At 37.0% G+C, this 21,618-nt stretch carries 16 protein-coding genes; 8 read left to right on the top strand and 8 right to left on the bottom strand.

All coding sequences use genetic code 11. The annotated features are described in order from the left end of the window. Positions 1–3: 3 nt before the first annotated feature. Together EV200_RS15480 and EV200_RS15475 are read right to left on the bottom strand one after the other, a co-directional pair. A complete protein-coding gene (locus EV200_RS15480; protein ID WP_132534226.1) occupies positions 4–3,315 on the bottom strand; it encodes a SusC/RagA family TonB-linked outer membrane protein in 3,312 nt (1,103 codons plus the stop codon). Between the two features lie 478 nt (positions 3,316–3,793). Further along, positions 3,794–5,068 (bottom strand): sterol desaturase family protein, encoded by a 1,275-nt coding sequence (locus tag EV200_RS15475; RefSeq protein WP_229676852.1) that lies wholly within the window; start codon positions 5,066–5,068, stop codon positions 3,794–3,796. Between the two features lie 101 nt (positions 5,069–5,169). Here EV200_RS15475 and EV200_RS15470 point away from each other — a divergent pair, with 101 nt between their 5' ends. The 4 genes from EV200_RS15470 to pgl all read left to right on the top strand — a co-directional run bounded on the left by EV200_RS15470 (position 5,170) and on the right by pgl (position 9,800). Continuing rightward, positions 5,170–5,928, top strand: a complete 759-nt coding sequence (locus EV200_RS15470) for an ROK family protein (RefSeq protein WP_132534224.1) — start codon at positions 5,170–5,172, stop codon at positions 5,926–5,928. 102 nt (positions 5,929–6,030) lie between these two features. Next, positions 6,031–7,446, top strand: coding sequence for an NADP-dependent phosphogluconate dehydrogenase (gene gndA, locus EV200_RS15465; RefSeq protein ID WP_188754123.1), 1,416 nt, complete (start codon positions 6,031–6,033; stop codon positions 7,444–7,446). Positions 7,447–7,472: 26 nt separating this feature from the next. Further along, the gene (gene zwf / locus EV200_RS15460) at positions 7,473–8,987 is read left to right on the top strand and encodes a glucose-6-phosphate dehydrogenase (RefSeq protein ID WP_132534220.1); all 1,515 of its coding nucleotides are present in this window, start codon (positions 7,473–7,475) and stop codon (positions 8,985–8,987) included. 87 nt (positions 8,988–9,074) lie between these two features. Beyond that, entirely contained in the window at positions 9,075–9,800 is a 726-nt protein-coding gene (gene pgl / locus EV200_RS15455) for a 6-phosphogluconolactonase (RefSeq protein WP_132534218.1), read from the top strand. Positions 9,801–9,919: 119 nt separating this feature from the next. Here the strand turns inward: pgl and EV200_RS15450 are convergent, their stop codons facing one another. From EV200_RS15450 to EV200_RS15440, 3 genes are all read right to left on the bottom strand, one after another. Beyond that, positions 9,920–10,801 carry a Ppx/GppA phosphatase family protein gene (locus EV200_RS15450; protein ID WP_132534216.1) on the bottom strand — a complete coding sequence of 294 codons (882 nt, stop codon included), beginning with the start codon at positions 10,799–10,801 and terminating at the stop codon, positions 9,920–9,922. Then, positions 10,801–12,861, bottom strand: coding sequence for a polyphosphate kinase 1 (gene ppk1, locus EV200_RS15445; RefSeq protein WP_132534214.1), 2,061 nt, complete (start codon positions 12,859–12,861; stop codon positions 10,801–10,803). The genes EV200_RS15450 and ppk1 overlap by 1 nt, the downstream gene beginning before the upstream one ends. Positions 12,862–12,959: 98 nt before the next feature. Further along, the gene (locus EV200_RS15440; protein WP_132534212.1) at positions 12,960–13,580 is read right to left on the bottom strand and encodes a hypothetical protein; all 621 of its coding nucleotides are present in this window, start codon (positions 13,578–13,580) and stop codon (positions 12,960–12,962) included. Positions 13,581–13,656: 76 nt separating this feature from the next. Here EV200_RS15440 and EV200_RS15435 point away from each other — a divergent pair, with 76 nt between their 5' ends. The 4 genes from EV200_RS15435 (at position 13,657) to EV200_RS15420 (ending at position 17,092) form a co-directional block, all read left to right on the top strand. Further along, positions 13,657–14,148 carry a YajQ family cyclic di-GMP-binding protein gene (locus EV200_RS15435; protein WP_132534210.1) on the top strand — a complete coding sequence of 164 codons (492 nt, stop codon included), beginning with the start codon at positions 13,657–13,659 and terminating at the stop codon, positions 14,146–14,148. Between the two features lie 75 nt (positions 14,149–14,223). Further along, a complete protein-coding gene (locus EV200_RS15430; RefSeq protein ID WP_132534208.1) occupies positions 14,224–14,679 on the top strand; it encodes a GNAT family N-acetyltransferase in 456 nt (151 codons plus the stop codon). A 52-nt stretch (positions 14,680–14,731) separates the two neighbouring features. Beyond that, positions 14,732–15,328 (top strand): DUF4142 domain-containing protein, encoded by a 597-nt coding sequence (locus EV200_RS15425; RefSeq protein WP_132534206.1) that lies wholly within the window; start codon positions 14,732–14,734, stop codon positions 15,326–15,328. Positions 15,329–15,478: 150 nt separating this feature from the next. Further along, positions 15,479–17,092: a S8 family peptidase gene (locus EV200_RS15420; protein ID WP_132534204.1), complete on the top strand. Its 1,614-nt coding sequence runs from the start codon at positions 15,479–15,481 to the stop codon at positions 17,090–17,092. A gap of 738 nt (positions 17,093–17,830) precedes the next feature. On the opposite strand, the gene EV200_RS15415 is transcribed toward EV200_RS15420, so the two are convergent. From EV200_RS15415 to EV200_RS15405, 3 genes are read right to left on the bottom strand one after another with little or no spacing between them, the layout of a single operon-like run. Then, entirely contained in the window at positions 17,831–19,960 is a 2,130-nt protein-coding gene (locus EV200_RS15415) for a xanthine dehydrogenase family protein molybdopterin-binding subunit (protein ID WP_132534202.1), read from the bottom strand. 2 nt (positions 19,961–19,962) lie between these two features. Further along, complete coding sequence (locus tag EV200_RS15410) at positions 19,963–20,946, bottom strand: FAD binding domain-containing protein (protein WP_132534200.1); 984 nt, start codon at positions 20,944–20,946, stop codon at positions 19,963–19,965. Then, the gene (locus EV200_RS15405; RefSeq protein ID WP_132534198.1) at positions 20,943–21,566 is read right to left on the bottom strand and encodes a (2Fe-2S)-binding protein; all 624 of its coding nucleotides are present in this window, start codon (positions 21,564–21,566) and stop codon (positions 20,943–20,945) included. Before EV200_RS15405 ends, EV200_RS15410 begins: the two co-directional genes overlap by 4 nt. Positions 21,567–21,618 lie beyond the last annotated feature (52 nt).

Genomic DNA, 21,618 nt, shown 5'->3' with positions numbered 1-21,618 from the left:
AATTTATAAACCCACTACTAAACGAACACCATAACTTCTGGTAGATGGTAGTTGGCCTGTTTCGAAGCCTTGCACAATATCACTACCGGAGAGTGTTCCAAACTCCGGATCGAATGCCGGCCATGGTGACCATATAAATAAATTCCTTCCGTAAGCACCGATGGTTAGTTTGGTAAAGCCAATTCTTTTCAAGAAAGTGGGACCGAACGCGTAGGTGATATTTGCTTCTCTGAATTTTAGGTAATCTGTTCTGAATACACTCCCTTCTGCCTGGTCTGAACCATAAAGCGAGGTATAAAAACTTTCCAGATTGGTGGCCACCACATCATTTTTACGATAGGTACCATCTGCATTTTGAACCACTCCATCTCCTATAACGCCATTATAGCGTCCTGGTAAGGTAAGTTCAAGTTTTCCCAAGGCTGCCATCCTCGAAAAAGTTAAAGAGTGTGCTACTGCTCCCAGCTGTGCGTCAAATAATCCATTAATGCTGAAATGATCGTAAGTAAAGGTAGAGCCAAAACTAAATCTGAACTTAGGCATTGTATTTCCTAAATAAATTAAATCTGAGGTGCTGATTTTAGCATTACCTGTTGCAGAATCATAAATAATTTGTCCATCCGGAGATCTCATATATCCCCTTCCGTATAAATCACCCATGCTTCCGCCAACATTGGCAACGATTTGTCCGCCACCCAAAGCGCCGGTTCTTAATACTACTGAACTATCTGCAAGTTCTTCTATCCTGTTGCGGTTTGCTGTAAAAGTTCCGGTAAGTTCCCATTTAAATTTCTTGGTTTGAACAGGCGTACCATTCACGGCAATTTCAACTCCTTTATTTTGTACCCGACCAACATTGAAAACAGCTACGTTATAACCAGTTGCCCGATCAACGATGCGGCTTAAAATTTGATTTTTAGTATTCCCTAAATAAGTTGCAAGATCAAAATTCAAGCGATTCTTAAATAATCTCAATTCAGTACCTAACTCAATGGTGGTGGTTTTTAGTGGTTTTAAATTTGGATTGGGTAAAACACTGGGATTAGTCGTGGCATTACCTGGATAAATACCATTCGAAGCCAGATTATAATTATAAGCCGTGCGGTATGGCGTAGTACCTCCACTTCCAACCTGAGAAACTGAAGCCCTTAATTTAAAGAAGCTGATCGTCTTCGGAAGTGATAATAAATCGGATAAAATTAGTGATGTACTGGCCGACGGATAGAAGAAACCTACGTTATCTGTTCTTGATGGCGTGGCTAATGTACTGCTCCAATCTTGACGACCCGTTAAATCTAAATACAAGTAGTTTTTATAGCTGAAAGACAACGCTGCATAAAAACTGTTAATTCTATATCTGGCGGTATCAGGAACAGAAACAAGCGGACTTAAATTGTTATCGAGGCTGTAAATTCCCGGAACAACTAATCCATCTGCACGTAATTCAGATTTTTTATATTCATTACGCATCTGGCTTCCACCTACATTAGCATTAAGGTGAAGATCATTACTGATTTTTTTATCATATCGCATCAGGAAATCAAAATTGGTTTCATAAGAATTGATATTTTGAACGCGATAAGATCCCTGTGCAAACTTATTTCCTGCTGCATCCCACGGACGTTGTGTCTCGCGGATATCTTTATTATAATCAATTGAGCCTCTTAACAACAAACTCAATTCCTTCGTAATTTTATAGGTCGCCTGAACATTGCTGAGAATTCCGTTTCTACGCTGCTTATTGATGTATTGTTCAGAAACAGCATATGGACTTTCAGGATTGGTAGTTGTGATATTAACGAATTGAACATTCTCTTTTCCAGGTGCCCAATAGTCTCTATACCAATCTGTATTTACATTGGGCTGAGCAAACATAAACCAATACATAAGTGACTGGTTTCCGTAACCTGTGGCTGGTAAATTATCACTATTTCTATTGTTGTAAGCAGCTTTAAAGGATACACTAAATTTCTTGCTCGCATCGGTATTTGCAGAATAAGAAACTGAAGTACGCTCTAACCCGGTATTGGGCACAATCCATTCATTGCTGCCATGACTGGCTGAAAATCTCATGCCCACTCCTTTATAAGAACCATCCAAACTTACAGCGTTAGAAGATTCGAAGCCGGTTTGAAAAAAAGCATCAACAGGATTTTCATAAGCTACCCATGGCGTTCTGGTAGTACCTCGGGTTTTAGTTGCAGGATCATACTGATAAAAACTGGTTCCCGTACCGAATGGAGCTCCCCAACTTGCACTGGTAGCATTGGTACTTGGTCCATCATCTGTAGTACCATAAGAAAAGTAAGGTACACCAAACTGGCCTTGCCCGAATTGATTTTGAACATCAGGGCTATTATTTACCGTTTCCCATGTACTGTTTGAAGTAAAGGTGATGTTTAACTTTTTATTGGCCCTGCCAGATTTTGTAGTGATGATGATGGCACCATTTGCACCACGTTGTCCATATAAAGCTGATGCACCCGGACCTTTCAAAACCGTAACACTTTCAATATCATCAGGATTTAAGTCGTTAAGTGCAGAGCCAAAATCAGCTGGCATTACATCTCCCGATGTTCCATAAACACCTCCGGATGAGCCTGCAGTACGCCTGGCGGAACTACTGGCCACAACCCCATCAATTACAATTAAGGCTTCATTATCACCAGTAAGGTTATTCTCACCTCTTAAAATAATTTTATTAGAAGCCGCCGGACCACTGTTACGTACGAGATTTAAACCGGCCACTTTCCCAGAAAGAGATTCCGTCCAGTTGCTGGCAACAGCATTCGTTAGCGCGGTGCTATCCACTAAGGTAACCGAATAACCCAATGCCTTTTCATCTCGCTTAATTCCTAAAGCAGTAACCACCACTTCATTCAAATTACTAGCTGAAGAAGCTAAACGAATCACAGCATTATTTTCATTGGTATTAAATACGCGGCTAACAGCTGTATATCCTACCATATTATAAACCACCGTGGTACCTTTTGCAATACTGAGGGCATAATTTCCTTTCTCATTGGTTACGCCTAAAATTTTACGGTTACCATCGGTAATGGTAGTTCCCACCAAAATCTGACCATCTTCATCATCTAAAACTGTTCCTTTTACAATGATATTCGCCGTGTTAATCTGGGCAGAAGCATTGCTGAAGCAAATCAGATGTAAAATTAAAAGTAACGTAAGCACTCGAAATCCTGAATTCAGAAAAACAGCGTTCCTTCCTGTTTGTTGTCCATTACTCAGAAGGCGTTCCTTCGAATTTAGAAAACATTGTGGCCAGGAAAATTTTTGTGTAAATTTTTTAATCATAATTAGCTATATTAGGGTCGCTGAGCATAATCTAATTCGTTTTACTCCTTCCCGATTTGCGAACAAAGTAAGCCTCCCTGTGTTAAAAGGATGTTAACAGTATATTAAGGTATAACAGGTAATCACAATCTATTTCGAATGATTTCGATCTAGTTTCATTGGACTTCTAAGTGGTTACTTTTGATCACATTGAAATTAAACATCAAGAACTATAGTTACAAATGCTGACTGTTAAACACTACTGAGATATCGTTCTGTTTTGAGTTAAATGTATAATGTATTCAAGGAATAAGAGTGAATTCACATCTTTTTGAAGATATAAAATATGCATTTACAATAAGCCAGACAAAGGATTGTAAGATTAAATCGTAATCACAGTTACGCTTATTAGAAGGAAGTAAAAAACCAAATTGATGAAATGCCGCTAAGTAACATTTTAATGATCTTCATCATCGAAACATAATGAAACTATTATTCTTTAACCTTTAAAACTCAATATGTATTTATTGTAAAGTTTTCTTAAAGAATAAGTTCTTTCTAAAAGAACCAACAGTACGATTGGGAAAATCACCCATTTAAAAATCTGGAGTACATAAAACAGATAAGCAAATAATAAAATTAACCTGAAAGCTTCTAAATAGTAAATCCAGATCCGCTGTTCTAACAACGCTCCAATATTGATCAAGGTAATCAATACCAAAATAAGTATTGCCCATCTATCTACTGTGTTTAAAAATGAATAAAACATGGTGGTAGCTGTTAGCGTAATCACCACCATTATCAATTGAATATTAAGATATTTTTTAAACTTTAAACCAGATTGCTTTTTCTCTTTATTCTGGAAATATCTTATCTCCAAAGCTGGTCTTATATTTTGATCCATTAGTGTCGGGCTTCCAAAAAGTGCATTCCATTTTGCTTTTCTACCATTTGCTCTCCTATATGCCTCTGCTATTTCCAGGTAATAATGAAAATGTTGCCATAAAAAACTATAGCTTTTAATGGGGTGAGTAAGTCCATATTGTGGTGGCTCCTCTTCCAGCTGAAAGGTGCCGAAGAGCTTATCCCAGAAAACAAAAACATCGCCATAATTTTTATCCAGATATTTTTCATCTGAAGCATGGTGCACACCATGTAGAGATGGTGTGATCAACACATTTTCAAGCCAGCCCAATTTTCCAATTAATTGGGTATGTGTAAAAAAAGAATAAGCGCCATGTACCAGCAAAATGGTGATAATCATATGAGGCTGAAATCCAATCAAAGGTAAAACACACCAAAAAATATTTCTGAAAATGGCTTGTATAGTTGTAATTCTGGCAGCAGTTGTAAAATTAAACTCCTCGCTTTGGTGATGTACAATATGAGCTGCCCATAAAAAGTTAATCTCATGCCCCAAACGGTGGTACCAATACCAAACAAAATCGGTGGCCAATAATAAAAGGAGCCATATATACCATTTATTAGGGATGTGAAATAAAGCATAATGGTTATAAACCCATTCATAAACCTGATAAAAGCTGGCAGCCATAAATAAATTTAGCAACCTCTCGGCAATGCCAACACTAAAGTTTGCAATAGAACTCTCGTATTTATAAATATTATTCTGCTTTCTTTGTTGCGCAATTTGATATTCGATAAAGACAAAGATGAAAAAAGCAGGAATAGCAAATGCGAGGTAGTTTACAGTCATGGCGATTACATTTTCTTTAATATAGATACCGCAAACATATAAATAATATACTAAATACATAGACTAAGTAGTTTACTATTTTAAATTAGTTTCCATTCTATTCGTTTAATATTTATTGTTTCTATTAATTTGCAGAAATCAGTTTATATAAAAACATTCATATGGCAGCAGAAAAAAAAGTCGGACAAACAAACATTCTTTCAATTGATATCGGTGGAACAAGTATCAAAACAGTTTTACTGGATGAAGATGGAAATATGCTGTCAGAATATATGAAGAGCAAAACGCCTGCTGGGGCAACGCCAAAAGATATTGTAACAGGCATACAGGACCTGATTAAACCTATCCCACAAACTTACAACCGTGTTTCAATTGGATTTCCAGGGTATGTAAAAAATGGAATCGTTAAGACTGCTCCAAATCTGGCTAAAAACAAATGGGCAGATGTAGATTTGGCTCAACGTGTAGCAAATGCCCTAAACCACCCCGTAAGATTGGTTAATGATGCTGACCAGCAAGGTTTAGGCGTGGTTGAGGGTAAGGGTTTTGAAATAGTATTTACAGTAGGTACTGGATTCGGAACTGCATTGTTGTTTGATGGTGAACTCCTTCCGCATTTGGAACTGGCGCATTTCCCGATCAATAAAGAAGAAGATTATGATGACTATATCGGCAATAAGGCCTATGAAGAAATTGGTTCAGACCGATGGAATAAACGTCTGAAAAAAATTGTCGAAATCTATAAAACGGTTTTTAATTATGATACGCTCTACATCGGTGGTGGTAATTCAAAACATATCGATTTTAAATTAGATAGCAACATTAAACTGGTAACCAACCGTGATGGTATTAAAGGTGGTGCAAAGCTCTGGAAACTAGCGGATAAGTATAATATTTTCACCGTAAATCCTTCTGTGTAAAACGTACACTAACCTGCGTTGTTAATTATTACAATCTTTTAACATCAAAATCCAATATATTAATTTGTAAATTTTAATTTTGGATACTATAAAAAAATAAAAATGTCAAATAACGAGTCAAAAAAATACAAATTAGGGATGATAGGTTTGGGCACAATGGGCCGCAACTTATTATTAAATATGGCAGATAAGGGTTTTTCTGTAACCGGTTATGATAAGGATCAGAAAATGATTTCTAAACTGGAAGAAGAAGGGCAAAAACACCAGTTGAAAGGTTTCGATAACATTGAAGCCTTTATAGGTAGCTTACAATCGCCCAGAACACTGATCCTGTTAGTTCCTGCCGGACCTATTGTTGATAGCGTTATTACAGAATTAAAACCTTTGCTAAGTGAAGGTGATATTATTATCGATAGTGGAAATTCACACTTTACAGATACCAACCGCAGGGTTACCGAACTGGAAAAAGATGGCTTACATTTCTTCGGAATGGGCATTTCTGGTGGAGAAGAAGGTGCTCGTTTTGGACCGAGCATGATGCCAGGTGGCGATAAAAAAGCTTATGATGTAGTGAAAGAAGTTTTTGATGCTGTTGCCGCGAAAGTGGGGTCGGATCCATGCGTAACTTACATCGGCCCTGGTGCATCTGGTCACTTTGTTAAAATGGTGCATAACGGCATTGAATATGCTATTATGGAACTTATCGCTGAGGTATATGGTGTATTAAAAAATGGCTTAGGCTATTCTAATGATGAAATTTATAAAGTTTTCAAAAAATGGAACGAAGGTAGACTTCAATCTTTCTTATTGGAAATAACCGCTGAAATCTTTTTGTTTAAGGACACAGATACTCAGAACGACCTGCTGGATCAGATTAAAGATGAAGCCCGTTCTAAAGGTACCGGAAAATGGACTTCAGAAGTTTCTATGGAATTACAATTGCCTATTCCAACTATTAATGAAGCTGTTTCAAACCGTGATTTATCTAAATTTAAAAACTTAAGGGTTTCATTGGAAGATGCTTTTGGTAAAAAAGATAATAAAATTGAAATCACAGTGGATGAATTGGAAGATGCATTTTATTTTTCTATGATTAGTGCATATGCCCAAGGAATGCATTTATTGGTTCAGGCTTCTAAAGAATATGAATACGATTTACAATTGCAGGAAATTGCTAAAATCTGGCGTGGAGGCTGTATCATCAGGGCTAAATTTTTAGAAGATATTTATCAGGCTTATGATAAAGATAATGCTTTAGAGCACTTATTCGGTGATTCTGGAATTCAGGAAATCATTAAATCTACCTTAACCGGAACACGCAAAACCATTTCTGCCTGCGTTAATGCTGGTGTAGGTATTCCTGCATTTGCATCCACACTTACTTATTTTGATACCATTACTACAGCTAGAATGCCTTCAAACCTGATCCAGGCTCAAAGAGACTTTTTTGGCGCACATACTTTCGAGCGCATTGATCGTGAAGGCGTTTTCCACGCAGACTGGAACAAACTATCTTAATTTTAATTACAAGAAGTCAATATAAAATGAAAACTAAAGCCGCATTAAGCCCTACAATATTTGTAATATTTGGTGGTACAGGTGATTTGAATAAAAGAAAATTAGCTCCTGCCTTATATAATTTATTTATTGAGGGTTACATGCCCGAAAAGTTTGCCATTATTGGTACAGGTAGAACTGAATTTACTGATGATAGTTATAAAGCTGCCTTAGAAGATGCAGTAAATGAATTTTCGCGCTCTGGAAAAGTAAAAAAAGATAAATGGGAAAATTTTGGAAACACCATCCACTACTGCCCTACTGATTTTGCACAGCCTAAGACTTTCGAAAACTTAAAGAATGCTGTAGATAAATATCAAAAGGAATACGGATCAGATACACAGATTATTTTCTATCTCGCTGTAGCACCAAATTTCTTTCCGGTGATTGCAGAATACCTGCATAAATACAAATTAACGGAAAATGAGAATAACAGTAGAATTGTAATTGAAAAGCCTTTTGGTCATGATCTGGAATCTGCCAAGGAATTAAATGCACTATTAAGTACCATCTTTTCCGAGAAACAGATTTATAGAATTGATCATTATTTAGGTAAAGAAACGGTTCAAAACATGATGGCTTTCCGCTTTGCCAATTCTTTATTTGAACCACTTTGGAACAGATCATATATTGATCACGTTCAGATTTCGGTAACCGAACAATTAGGTGTTCAAGATCGTGGTGGCTATTATGAAGGTTCAGGTGCTTTGCGAGATATGATCCAGAATCACTTATTACAATTGCTTTGTTTGATTGGAATGGAAGCGCCCATTAATTTTGATGCTGATGAAATCAGAAATCGCAAAGTAGAAGTTTTAAAAGCCATGCGTCCTTTTTCTGCGGAAGATATTCGTTTCCATACTGTTCGTGGCCAATACAGTAAAGGCTGGGTTGAAGGAAAGGAAGTACCAGGATATCGCCAGGAAAAAGGTGTAGATCCACATTCCAACACTGAAACCTTTGCAGCAGTAAAATTTCACATTGATAATTGGAGATGGCAGGGCATTCCATTCTATTTAAGAACTGGAAAGCGTTTAAATCAAACCTCATCTTTAATTACAATTCAGTTTAGAGATGTTCCTCATCAGATTTTTTCTTCTGGTGTAACTGAAAACTGGCAACAGAACCGTCTGGTTATCAGCATTCAGCCAGAAATGAGTATCCGTTTGCAGGTTCAGGCGAAAAGACCAGGTTTAGATATGGTTTTAAATCCGGTTGACATGGTATTTGATTATAAAGGAACATACGATGGTGATACACCTGAAGCTTATGAAACATTGCTTTTAGATGCCATGATGGGCGATCAAACTTTATTCATGCGTGGCGATCAGGTAGAGGCCGCCTGGGAATTGGTGATGCCAATTTTAAATACCTGGGAAAGTAAGAAATCAATAAACTTCCCTAATTACCCTGCAGACAGCTGGGGACCTGAAGAAGCAGAGGCACTAATTGCACGTGATGGTTTTCACTGGTTTAACTTGCCTTTGAAAAATAAAGAATAATTTTTATCCTGTTATTGCGAAGTACGAAGTAATCTTAAAGGTATTTAAGGTTTCTGTATGCTTCGCAATGACCATTAACCTATAAACATGAATCTACTCATTTATAAAACGCTTGAAGAGTTAAATCAGGATTTAGCTGATTATGTGATCAAAATCGCAGAAATGTCGATTGAGGAAAACGATCGCTTCAATTTTGTTTTAACTGGTGGAAGCTCTCCAAAAGCGCTTTACCATCTTCTGGCAACTGAATGTGAACACCGAATTGATTGGGAAAAGGTTTACTTTTTCTTCGGTGATGAAAGAAATGTGCCTTCAGATGATGAAAACTACAATGGCCTGATGGCAAAAAAAGCTTTGCTTGATCCATTAGGAATAAAAGAAGACCATATTTTTTATGTAAATACAAGTTTAGCTCCGGAAAAAGCAGCTATTGAATATAAAAAATCAATTGATCAGCATTTCAATGGCGAAGATCTTACCTTTGATCTGATTCTTTTAGGAATGGGTGATGATGCACATACAGCATCAATCTTTCCACATACTGATTTAGTTAAAGATGAAGAAGTTGGTATTGCTTCGGTATTTGTAGAGAAATTAAACACTTACCGAATCAGTTTCACTGCTCCTTTAATTAATAAAGCTGATAATGTGGCTTTTCTGGTTTTTGGTGAAAATAAAGCGGAAGCTTTGAAGCACGTAATTGGAGATGAAGAGAAAAATTTCGATTTATATCCTTCGCAATTGATTGATCCTATTGATGGTAAACTGACTTGGTTTACTGATGAAGCAGCTACGAAATTGTTAGAGGAATAAAATTAGTTATTGTTTGGCGATAAAATCGCCTTTCTCAATCGTCCTCGTTAAAAACGAGGACGATTTTTTTTATTATTCAAACTTATGAGGTTTTAAAAACCTTATAGGTTTATTAACTTTTAACTTAATTTCTCCTCAATTAACAACTTAATAATTCCATCTGCCATACCCACTTTTGGTACGTAAAGTTGTTTTATTCCAGTCCATTTCATCAAGGTTAAATAAATTTCACATGCTGGAATAATTACATCTGCACGATCAGGATTTAAGCGCAAGGTGTTAATTCTTTCTTTTAAAGAATAGCTGGTGAGCTTGTTATAAAGGGCATTTAATTTTTGCAAAGAAAGTGGAGCGTTATCTTTCTCCTCACTCATGCGAAATAGCTTATTAATATTACCACCTGTACCAATACCGGCCAGATGCTTATGGCCTTTGGTATGCTCTTTTACCCACTCCTTCATTTCCTCCCAGGTTTCTTCTTTATCCTGGTTATCCAGCATTCTAATGGTACCGATATCAAAAGATTTTGAAGCCTGAGGCGTACCATCAACGAAAATGGAAAGTTCTGTACTACCGCCACCTACATCAATATATAAATACGTTTTACTGTTATCAAGATCTGCTTCAATGTGATTTGCATAAATAATATTTGCTTCACGTTGGCCTTCTATAATCTCCAGATTAATTTCTGTTTTCTCTTTAATCAATTTAACAATGTCATGACCATTTTTAGCCTCACGCATGGCCGAAGTGGCACATGCAAGGTATTCTGATACATGATAAACATCCATCAGATTCTTAAATGCCATCATGGTTTTGATCAGGTCGCCTGTCTTTTTCTCAGAGATCTGTTTATCAAGAAATGCATCATCTCCTAAACGCAGTGGTACGCGGATTAAGGTGTTTTTTTTATATTTGAATTCGCCCTCGTGTTTGCTGATATCTGCAATGAGTAGCCTTACCGCGTTAGAACCGATATCTATAGCTGCGTATCTTAACATTATAATTGGTGCTTGGTTTTTAAATAGTTATAGGTATCAACTTGCGCTCTGATTTTTTTACTTTGCCTGTTTTTGTGGTACTTGTTATTGTTTAATGCATTGATCTGACGCGCCTTCGTATTGTCTTGTAATTGCAAATCAATAATATCCTGAATTTCTTGTTTGACATCAGGATCTAAAACCGGGAAACCAACTTCTACCCTATGCTCAAAATTTCTGCTCATCAAATCAGCGGATGATAAATACATATCGTTCTTACCATTATTGCTAAAAATATACACACGGGCATGTTCTAAAAACTTATCAATAATGCTAATTGCGGTAATATTTTCACTAAAGCCTTTTACACCTGGCACTAAACAGCAAATGCCACGAATAATTAATTGTATTTTAACACCAGCATTGCTTGCATCATAAAGTTTTGAGATAATACCTTCATCTGCCAGACTATTAACCTTTAACAAAATATAAGCTATTTTGCCAGCCTTTGCGTTTCTAATTTCCCGATTAATAAAATTGATCAGTTTAGACCTGCTTTCCAGCGGTGATACAATTAAATGCCTAAAACCACTTGTTACAGTACGTTTACTTAAGGCATCAAACAGTTTAACTAAATCATTGGTAATTTCTTTACGCGCTGTGAAAATACTATGGTCACAATATAAACCAGCTGTTTTTTCATTGAAGTTACCTGTAGCCAGATTGGCGTAATAAACAGGTTTTTCCTTTTCAATTCGCTTAACCAGACAGATTTTGGAATGCACTTTATAGTCAGTTAATCCATAATTTACCTTCACGCCTTCTTCCATTAAGCGCGTGGTCCAGAAAATATTGGCTTGCTCATCAAAACGTGCTTTTAACTCTAGCAGTACAGAAACAGCTTTTCCATTTTTTGCCGCATTAATAAGGGCATTAATTACTTTAGAATTCTCAGCTAGTCGGTATAAGGTAATCTGAATTTCGGTAACCTTTGGATCTATAGCCGCTTCACGAAGAAAAAGAATAATGTAATCATAAGATTGATATGGCAGGTTTACCAAATAATCGCGTTGCGCCACCTTATTAAACATGCTCTGTGTCCGATGAAGATCATGTACCTTGAGCGGTACATTTGGTGCATATTCCAATTCTTTTTTTCCAACGTTCGGGAAAGAAATAAAATCTCCAAACTTATGGTACCTGTTTCCTGGAATTAAACTTTCTGCTTCCAGTTTCAGTTTATTTACTAAAACAGTCAGCATATTAAGTGGCATGGCCGAATCATAAAGTAAACGCATAGGTTTACCTTTTTTTCGTTTCTCCAGACTGCTCTTCAGATCCTCAATAAATTTATCATTGATGTTTTTATCAATATCCAATTCGGCATCTCTGGTTAGCTGAATAGAATAAGCCTCAAGGTTATCATAAGTAAATACATAAAAAATATCGTCAAGGCAATAACGGATAATGTCTTCAGCCAGAATAATAAATTTCAAGTCGTTCGTTTCCGGAAGCACTAAAAACCGCGGTAAGTTGGGAGGAATTTCAATTAAGGCATATTTCTCTCTTATTTTAGTGTCTTTTTTAGAAAGCTTAACAAAGAAATAAAGATACCTGTCCTTTAGTTCTGGAAAAGGCTTATCCATGTCCAGCATAATCGGAACCAGATTCGAGAGAATTTTATCGCGAAAGTGATTTTTAACAAATTCTCCCCTGCTTACGTTAAGCTGGGTATCATTTAAAATAAAGATTCTATTTTGTGCTAACTCATTGATTAAGGTTGCCTGAAAAAGCTGATCAAATTTCCGCTCTTGTTTAACAACAATATTTTTGATTTCGTTAAGGATTTTACGCGGATTGAATCCTAGAAGCGCCTTAGCTTTATCATTCAGGTTAGTTAAGCGAGTCATTGTAGCTACCCTTACCCGGTAAAATTCTTCCAGATTGGATGAAAAAATAGATAGAAACTTTATTCTTTCGATAAGTGGCACAGTTTCATCAGCGGCCTCCTGCAATACTCGATCATTAAAGTAAAGCCAACTAATTTCACGATTTAAAAATGGTATCTTCTTCTTGCTCATTTAAAAAAATAAAAATCCCCGCCGAAACAGGGATGCTCAAAACTGCATATTAATTTGTTAAATCCATGTTAATTCACATACAGATTAACGTTAACAAATTATTTTTTTAATGGCGCTTTTACTACTTTCTTAACAACTGGAGCAATTTTATCTTTAGCTTCTGTTGCGGTTTCTTTTGTAGCTTCAGCTGTTTTTTTAACTGTTTTCTTAATAGCAGTAGTTGCTTTTGCAGCTGCATCAGTTACCTCTTCTTTAGCAGATTCTACCGTTGGCTTAACCGCTTTTTGTATTCCTTCTACACTGTCTTTAACCACTTTAACTGGTTTTGCAATAGCCTTTTCTGCTTTTTCTTCTGTTGCAATAGCTGCAACTTTAACACTTTGAACAACAGGTTTTGCTTTAGCAACTGCTTTTTTAACCACCTTGGCAGCACTTTTTTCTGCCTTAGTAATGGGTTTCTTTATGTCTTTAACTTTTTCTTTTGATGAATGTAAAATATCATCAATTTTATGACCAACGTCTGCTTTGATTACTGTAAATTTTTTGGTCAATTTTTTTGCAACACGTTTACTTGCTTTTGCCACTTCGGTACTTATCTCTGATGCATCATGGCCGAGGCTCATGATCACCTCTAAAAATTGAGCAGTTAAAGATTGTTCTAATTGTTTCTTAGCATCTTTTTTAGTTACTTTTTGAGACTTTGCTTTAGTGGTTTTCATATTATTTTTCGTTTTTTTGTGCAACGGATTTATTTCTTTTTAAATCTACTAATTTTTTACCTTAAAGCTAAAAACCATGCCTTCTTTTGATATTGTAAGTAAAGTTGATGCGCAGACTCTTGATAATGCGATTAACAATGCTAAAAAGGAAATACTCAACCGTTTTGATTTCAACGGTTCTAAAAGTACTGTCGATCTGGATAAGAAAACGAATATTGTAACCATTGTAACGGAGGATGATATGCGTTTAAAAGCCATTGAAGATGCTATTATCTCCAGGATGATGAAACAGAATCTAGACCCTAAAAGTATGGATTTTGGTAAAGAGACCATTGCTTCTGGCAATATGATCCGAAAGGAAATCACCATTAAGGAAGGATTAGATAAAGAAGCAGCCAAGAAGGTGGTGGCAAAGATTAAGGCCAGTGGCTTAAAGGTGCAACCTTCTATTATGGATGATCAGGTTCGGGTAACGGCTAAGAAAATCGATGATCTGCAGGCGGTTATCACTTTATGTAGAGGTGAAGATTTCGATCAGCCATTGCAGTTTATCAATATGCGTAATTAAAAGATTCAACTGCTCATTGCTATTGAAGTTGAAGTTTAATTCGCATCTATTTTAATTTTTTTTATCCTTTTTTATATGCAGATAAGCGAAAATGATTTTATATTTTCTGATCAGAAGGAGTTGCTTCAGATAGAATCTATTCATCATTATTTGAGTAAAGAATCGTACTGGGCGAAAAATATTCCATTAGAACTTGTTAAACGTTCTATAGAAAACTCACTGTGCTTTGGGATATACAAAAATCAGGAACAAATCGGTTTTGCCCGCTGGGTTACAGATAAGGCAACTTTTGGATGGCTCTGCGATGTTTATATTGCCGCTGCTTATCGTGGATTAGGTTTATCTAAAAAGCTAATGGCTTTTATGATTTTTCACCCTGATCTTCAAGGTTTGCGCCGTTACCAATTGGCTACGTTGGATGCCCACAGTTTATATGAACAATTTGGCTTTAAAGCGCTAGAAAATCCTGATAGGCAGATGGGTATCGTGTTACCAAATATTTATCAAGAAACAGATACTGAAGCGGATTAAAAACCTTTTTCATTAACACTTGTTTTAATTCTATATCAATACAAGAACATACATGAAAAAGATATTTATACTATCAACGATAGTTGCTTCCGCTCTTACCTTTCAAGCCTGTCAAACAGCAGATAAAAAATCAGATACCACTAAAGATAGCGTAGGTGGAGATACCACCATGGTTAATGGTAATCACGTAGCCGGAAGTGAGGTTGTAGAATCTGGTATAGATGAAGCAGGTGCTACTTTCCTTAGAAAAGCTGCTGTTGGTGGCATTATGGAAGTTGAAGCTGCTAAGATTGCTTTAAAAAATGCATCAGATCAAAAAGTTAAAGACTTCGCTACAAAAATGTTAGCTGATCATACACAGGCTAACAAGGAGCTTAAAGCTTTCGCCATTGAAAAGAAAGTAATTACTCCGGATGCTTTACCTGCGGAAGATCAAATCCATTTGGATGAGATGAAAAAAATGACTGGTGCTGCATTTGACAAGCACTATATGGACATGATGGTTACCGACCATGAAAAAACTGTTGCTTTATTTAAAGAAGGTGTATCAAATAAAGATGCAGGCTTAAAAGAATGGGCTACCAAAACTTTGGCAATCATAGAACAGCACAATGTAATGGCAAAACAGATTGTAACTGGTTTAAAATAAAATTTACGACATTGCATATTACTATAAAAATCCCAATTTATTTGGGATTTTTTTTATTTATAAAGTTTGTAAAACATCATTTTTAATACAATTTATGGGAAAGAAAAAAATTAAAATTATCTTTCGCCGTTTAATACAAAAAAAACACAAATGAATAAGAATAGAATTTTTAATGTGCTATTAACCGGTGCATTTGTTATTGCAGTTCCATTATTTGCCAATGCACAAAAAGCAAACTGGCAAAATCTTGATTTAAAAACTGATTCAACATTTGGAATCAGTACAGAAAAAGCCTACAAAGAATTGCTTAAAGGTAAAAAATCAACAAAAGTTATTGTTGCTGTAAATGATGGTGGTGTTGATGCGATGCATGAAGATTTAAAGCGCATCATGTGGGTAAATGCCAAAGAAATTGCAGGTAATAATAAGGACGATGATAAAAATGGCTATGCAGATGATATTCACGGCTGGAATTTTATTGGCGGACCAAAAGGATCTGTAAATTTTGAAACACTGGAGCTTACCCGTTTAGTGCGCCGTGACCAAACACGTTTTGCCAATACTACGGATGCTAACGTTGCCGAAAAAGATAAAAAAGACTGGGAAGCATTTAAAGCCATGAGGGCAGATCTTGAAAAACAGTTGGGTGAAGCTAAACAAGGATTGGCTGGTATTTCGGGTTTCAAAAACGCTTTAGATGGTGTAGTGAAGAAAATAGGCAAAGAAAATCCGACTATTGAAGATTTTAAAAACTTTAAGCCTGCCAATGATATGGAGGGACGTATCCAATCGGTGATGGTTCAGCAATTGGATAAAGGTTCATTCAAAGAATTTTATGAAGATCAGATTAAAGAAGGCTTAGATTATTATACCCGTCAGGCAGAATATAACTTAAACATTGATTATGATCCACGTACTATTGTTGGTGATAATCCTAATGATGATAACGAGAAATTTTACGGTAATAATGATGTAACTGGTCCTGATGCCATGCATGGTTCACATGTGGCTGGTATTATTGCTGCTGATAGAACCAATAAGCTTGGAATCATGGGTGTAGCTGATAATGTGGCGATTATGGGCGTTCGTTGCACACCAAATGGTGATGAACGTGATAAAGATGTAGCCAATAGTATTCGTTATGCTGTTGATAATGGTGCTAAAGTTATTAATATGAGTTTTGGTAAAGCATACAGCTGGGATAAAGCTGTTGTGAATGATGCTATGAAATATGCAGCTTCTAAAGATGTGCTAATTGTTCAAGCTGCAGGTAATGAAAATAAAAATATTGATACTGAAAATAATTTTCCTAACCATAAAGATTTAGATGAAAAAACCATCGCATCTTGGATTACGGTTGGTGCATCTGGTCCAAAAGATGATGAAACATTAAAAGCAAGTTTCTCTAACTTTGGTAAAACACAGGTTGATGTATTTGCACCTGGTGTTAAAATTCACTCTACCGTTCCAGGTTCTAAATACAAAGATTTAGATGGAACGAGTATGGCTTCTCCTGTTGTTGCTGGTTTAGCGGGATTAATTCGTTCGTATTATCCTAAATTATCTGCTGCACAAGTAAAAGAAATCATTGTAAAGTCGGTAACGAAGGTTAACCACAATGTATCTTATAAAAAAGGTGATGAAGAAAATGCTGAAACCGTATCAGTACCTTTTTCTGATTTGTGTATAAGTGGCGGTGTGGTTAATGCTTACGAAGCACTTAAATTAGCGGCTACATATACCGGAAAATCATCTGCTAAATAATTTTAAATCTATTTATTAAAAGGGCAAATTTCATTGAAATTTGCCCTTTTTTTATTGGTCGAGATTTATAATCTCGATCACATTAACTGCGGATTTTAAATCCGCAATTCGTAGAGCCGGGATTGGAGATCCCGACCAACAATATCGCTATGGATATAAAAAAATATGCTTAGTTGGTCGAGATTTATAATCTCGTCCTTATTTAACTGCGGATTTGAAATCCGCAAATAGAAGAGTCGGGATTGGAGATCCCGGCTAACAATATCACTATAGATATAAAAAATTATGCATGATTGGTCGAAATTTATAATCTCGATCGCATTTACTAAGGATTTGAAATTAGCAAACAGAAGAGTCGGGATTGGAGATCCTGATTAACAATTTCAATATGGATATAAAAAATTATGCGTAGTTGATCGAGGTTTATAATCTCGATCGCATTAACTGCGGATTTTAAATCCGCAAATAGAAAAGTCGGGATTGGAGATCCCGACTAGCAATATCTATGGGTATAAAAAATTATGCGTGGTTGGTCGAGTTTTATAATCTCGACCTGACTTAACTGCGGATTTTAAATCCGCAAATAGAAGAGTCGGGATTGGAGATCCCGACTAACAATATCACTATGAATATAAAAATTATGCGTGGTTGGTCGAGATTTATAATCTCGATCGCATTAACTGCGGATTTTAAATCCGCAATTCGTAGAGCCGGGATTAGAGATCCCGGCTAGCGATACTAACTATCTGCTAAAATTTTATCAGGCGTAATGGGTAAACTTCTGATTCTTTTACCTGTGGCATTAAATACCGCATTGGCTACAGCAGCTGAAAAACCGATTAAAGCAATTTCCCCCATTCCCTTTGCCCCCATCGGATTGATATAAGGATCAGGTTTATTGATGAAATGCACTTCAATTTCAGGAATATCTGCATTTACCGGTACATGGTAATCAGCGAAATTATTATTAATGTACCTGCCATAACGATGGTCAATAATAGATTCTTCAGTCAGCGCCATGCCAACGCCACCCACTGCACCTCCAACCATCTGGCTACGAGCGGTCTTTGGACTTACAATGGTTCCGGAATCTCCAACAGATACAATTTTATCCACCTTCACTACCCCGGTTAAACTGTGCACTTTTACTTTCACGAAATGAATGGAAAACGAATACATCGAATAAGCTTCGCGTTCTTTTCCTGCCTGACTTTGCTTCATGATTTCAATTGAAGGCAAATTATTTTTCTTTAAAACATCTACAAAGTTAGCAGTGGCATCCATATTGGAGTTAGCCGCCAATTCTGCGATGGTAGATTTTAAGGCTACACAAACATCATTAACAGCAGAACCAACTGTAGAAAGCGTAGCAGAACCACCCTGACTTGGTGCGGGTGGCAAAGAAGAATCTCCCAGTTCAAATGTAATTTTATCAGCAGGGATCTTCATTAATTTACTCGCGATCAAAGTCATGCCGGTTCCAGTGCCCGGACCAATATCACTCGTTGCACTTTGTAATACCAATGAGCCATCTGCTTTTAAAATACCTTTTACACTGGCTCTACCCCTGTTGGCATTAAAAACACCGATGCTTACACCGTAACCAGTTTTCAACTGACCATCTATCAGACTTCCAGGTTTATTCTTTCTTTCATTCCAGCCTATTTTTTGTGCACCAACACGATAGGCTTCTTTGATGTTTTTATCTGAGAATGGCAGACTTCGCTGTTGATCTCTTTCCGGGTCGTTTTTAATTCTGAATTCCAGCGGGTCCATGTCTAGTGCATGAGCCATTTCATCAATGGCACTTTCCAGCGCAAATGCACCTGTCGCTTCACCAGGTCCACGCATCCAGATCGGAACACCTAAATCTACAGGCACAACAGTATATTGGGTATTTACATTATCACATTGATACATAAATTTCGCCATATTAACCACGCCTTCCGTAAAGTTTTCGTAAACAGAAGTCTCGCCAAATGCTCGGTGTGTGATTCCTGTAAGCTTTCCATCTTTATTGGCACCCAAACCGATAGTTTGTATAGCTGCAGGGCGATTTCCCACCATCGTAAACATCTGCATTCGCGTGATCACGAGTTTTACCGGCTTACCAATGTGTTTCGATGCCATTACAGTCGCAATCTCTACAGGCCAGGTTCTAAGTGCCATTCCAAAGCCACCTCCAACAAACTCAGAATTCACCTGGATATTTTCTACAGGAATTTTAAAAACGTTGGCAATAGTACCCTGTGTAGCCTTTACACCTTGAGTTTTGGCATAAACGGTAAGTTGATTATTTGGCCGCCAATCTGCAATAATTCCATGTAACTCCATCGGATTATGTGTCTCGATAGGAAGATGGTATTTTTCTTCAATTTTTACCTCAGCGGTTTTATATGCATTTTCTACACCTCGTTTATAATCAGGTTGACCCTGAAGTTTTTTTGATTTTGAATCGGCAACTGCCTTGTCAAAATTAGTGTTGAATTCCTCCTTAGCATAAGTTGCCTTAACCAGCGATGCGGCATAAGTAGCCCTTTCAAAAGTATTGGCAACAACCATGGCAATAGGTTGACCGTTATAGAAAATTTTATCTGTGTAAAAAATCTTCATTGGAGAGCCGCCATCCTGTTCATAACCGGGAGCCGAGGGCTTATTTAAATGAGACAGTACTGAGATTACACCAGGTGCTTTTTCAGCTGCCTTAGTATCTAATGTGGTAATCTTTCCCTTTGTTATGGTACTGGTTACCAGCACACCATAAGTTAAACCCGGAAGTTCATACTCGGCAAAATATTTCGCTTTACCAGTTACCTTAAAAACGCCGTCTACACGATCGTTTTCATCTTTTAGCATTCTATTTTCCATGGTTAAGCTTTTGATTTTGCAAGGGTTAATGCTTCAATAATTGAATTGGGTGCCATTTGAAGTTTGAAATCATTTTCACCAAAACCCTTTGCATCAGTCATGGCTAATTTAGCAGCCAGTTCAAAGTTCGCTGTTGATGCTTCCTTTCCTTTAAGGAAATTTTCTGATGCCGTTAAACGCCAGGGTTTATGTGCTACGCCACCCATAGCTAGCCGCACATCAGTAATTTTATGATCAGAGATTTCCAATGCCGCTGCAACAGAAACCAAGGCAAATGCATATGAAGCACGGTCTCTTACTTTCAGATAATGAGAATTTTTAGCCAGGTTATTTATCGGGATTTCTAACCTAATGATCATTTCATCAGTCTTTAAGTTATTGTCTAACTGCGGTGTATCTCCAGCGAGGCGGTGAAAATCTTTAAATAATATTTTGCGTTCACCTTTCTGATTGGCCAGTACAACAGTTGCATCCAGTGCGATTAATGCCACGCACATATCACTCGGATGAACAGCGATACATTTTTCTGATGTGCCAAAAATAGCATGCATTCTGTTAAAGCCACCAATAGCGCCACAACCAGATCCCGGTTGGCGTTTATTGCAAGGCATTTCCGTATCATAAAAATAACCACAACGCGTACGCTGCATCATGTTTCCTCCTACTGTAGCCACATTACGCAACTGCGCAGAAGCACCTGCATTTAAAGCATTAGCCAATAATGGAAGTTTTTCCTTTATTAGTGCATGTTCTGCAACTGCCGTATTTGATGCCAGTGCACCAATTATTATTGTATCACCTTTAAGTTCGATCTGCTTTAAAGGTACATGGTTAATATCGATCAGCTTCTCCGGTGTGGTTACTCCCCTTTTCATTAAATCAATCAGGTTGGTTCCACCAGCCAGAAATTTGGCTGCTTTATCTTTTGATAATAAAGCCAATGCCGATTTAGAAGTTGTTGTTCTTAAATATTGAAAATTGATCATGCCTTTGTTTCTCCTTTCGATACTTCAATGATTGCATCAACTATATTTGGGTAAGCACCACATCTGCAGATATTTCCACTCATGTATTCACTAATTTCAGATCTGGAAGTGGTATGGCCTTCATTCACACATGCCACTGCAGACATAATTTGCCCGGGTGTACAGTAGCCACATTGGAAACCATCGTGTTTAATAAATGCGGCCTGCATCGGGTGTAATTCATCACCATTGGCCAGGCCCTCTATGGTGGTTACTTTTTTACCTTCATTCATCACCGCCAAACTTAAGCATGAATTAACCCTTTCACCATCAACGTGAACGGTACAAGCCCCGCATTGACCGTGATCACAACCTTTCTTGGTGCCTGTTAAATGCAGTTCTTCCCGCAAATAATCCAGCAGCGTAACCCGAGGTTCAACAGATGTCTGATATGCCTTATTATTAACGGTAAGGTTTAAGGGGATTTTTTCAAAAAGCTCGGCGAAGCGTTCATCAGCCTGGCTTTCTGCAGCCTTTAAGGCAACTGATGGTGTGAGGGCAATAGCAGTGATGAGAGAACTTTTTTTCAGGAAATCTCTTCTGCTATCACCCTGATTATTTTTAGGATCAGATGATTGCATAAAATATGTTTTGTAAAGTAGTGCAATTTTAAATATCGTGAATATAAACCTT

It is taken from the genome of Pedobacter psychrotolerans (assembly GCF_004340665.1).
Classification (GTDB): Bacteria; Bacteroidota; Bacteroidia; order Sphingobacteriales; family Sphingobacteriaceae; genus Pedobacter; species Pedobacter psychrotolerans.
Note: the sequence above shows the minus strand (reverse complement) of the source record. Positions and strands in the feature narration are given on the sequence as shown.

Excerpts from the sequence above, each read along its gene's own strand:
- EV200_RS15480 (WP_132534226.1), bottom strand. The coding sequence starts at position 3,315 with ATGATTAAAAAATTTACACAAAAATTTTCCTGGCCACAATGTTTTCTA.
- EV200_RS15475 (WP_229676852.1), bottom strand. The coding sequence starts at position 5,068 with ATGTATTTAGTATATTATTTATATGTTTGCGGTATCTATATTAAAGAA.
- EV200_RS15470 (WP_132534224.1), top strand. The coding sequence starts at position 5,170 with ATGGCAGCAGAAAAAAAAGTCGGACAAACAAACATTCTTTCAATTGAT.
- gndA (WP_188754123.1), top strand. The coding sequence starts at position 6,031 with ATGTCAAATAACGAGTCAAAAAAATACAAATTAGGGATGATAGGTTTG.
- zwf (WP_132534220.1), top strand. The coding sequence starts at position 7,473 with ATGAAAACTAAAGCCGCATTAAGCCCTACAATATTTGTAATATTTGGT.
- pgl (WP_132534218.1), top strand. The coding sequence starts at position 9,075 with ATGAATCTACTCATTTATAAAACGCTTGAAGAGTTAAATCAGGATTTA.
- EV200_RS15450 (WP_132534216.1), bottom strand. The coding sequence starts at position 10,801 with ATGTTAAGATACGCAGCTATAGATATCGGTTCTAACGCGGTAAGGCTA.
- ppk1 (WP_132534214.1), bottom strand. The coding sequence starts at position 12,861 with ATGAGCAAGAAGAAGATACCATTTTTAAATCGTGAAATTAGTTGGCTT.
- EV200_RS15440 (WP_132534212.1), bottom strand. The coding sequence starts at position 13,580 with ATGAAAACCACTAAAGCAAAGTCTCAAAAAGTAACTAAAAAAGATGCT.
- EV200_RS15435 (WP_132534210.1), top strand. The coding sequence starts at position 13,657 with ATGCCTTCTTTTGATATTGTAAGTAAAGTTGATGCGCAGACTCTTGAT.
- EV200_RS15430 (WP_132534208.1), top strand. The coding sequence starts at position 14,224 with ATGCAGATAAGCGAAAATGATTTTATATTTTCTGATCAGAAGGAGTTG.
- EV200_RS15425 (WP_132534206.1), top strand. The coding sequence starts at position 14,732 with ATGAAAAAGATATTTATACTATCAACGATAGTTGCTTCCGCTCTTACC.
- EV200_RS15420 (WP_132534204.1), top strand. The coding sequence starts at position 15,479 with ATGAATAAGAATAGAATTTTTAATGTGCTATTAACCGGTGCATTTGTT.
- EV200_RS15415 (WP_132534202.1), bottom strand. The coding sequence starts at position 19,960 with ATGGAAAATAGAATGCTAAAAGATGAAAACGATCGTGTAGACGGCGTT.
- EV200_RS15410 (WP_132534200.1), bottom strand. The coding sequence starts at position 20,946 with ATGATCAATTTTCAATATTTAAGAACAACAACTTCTAAATCGGCATTG.
- EV200_RS15405 (WP_132534198.1), bottom strand. The coding sequence starts at position 21,566 with ATGCAATCATCTGATCCTAAAAATAATCAGGGTGATAGCAGAAGAGAT.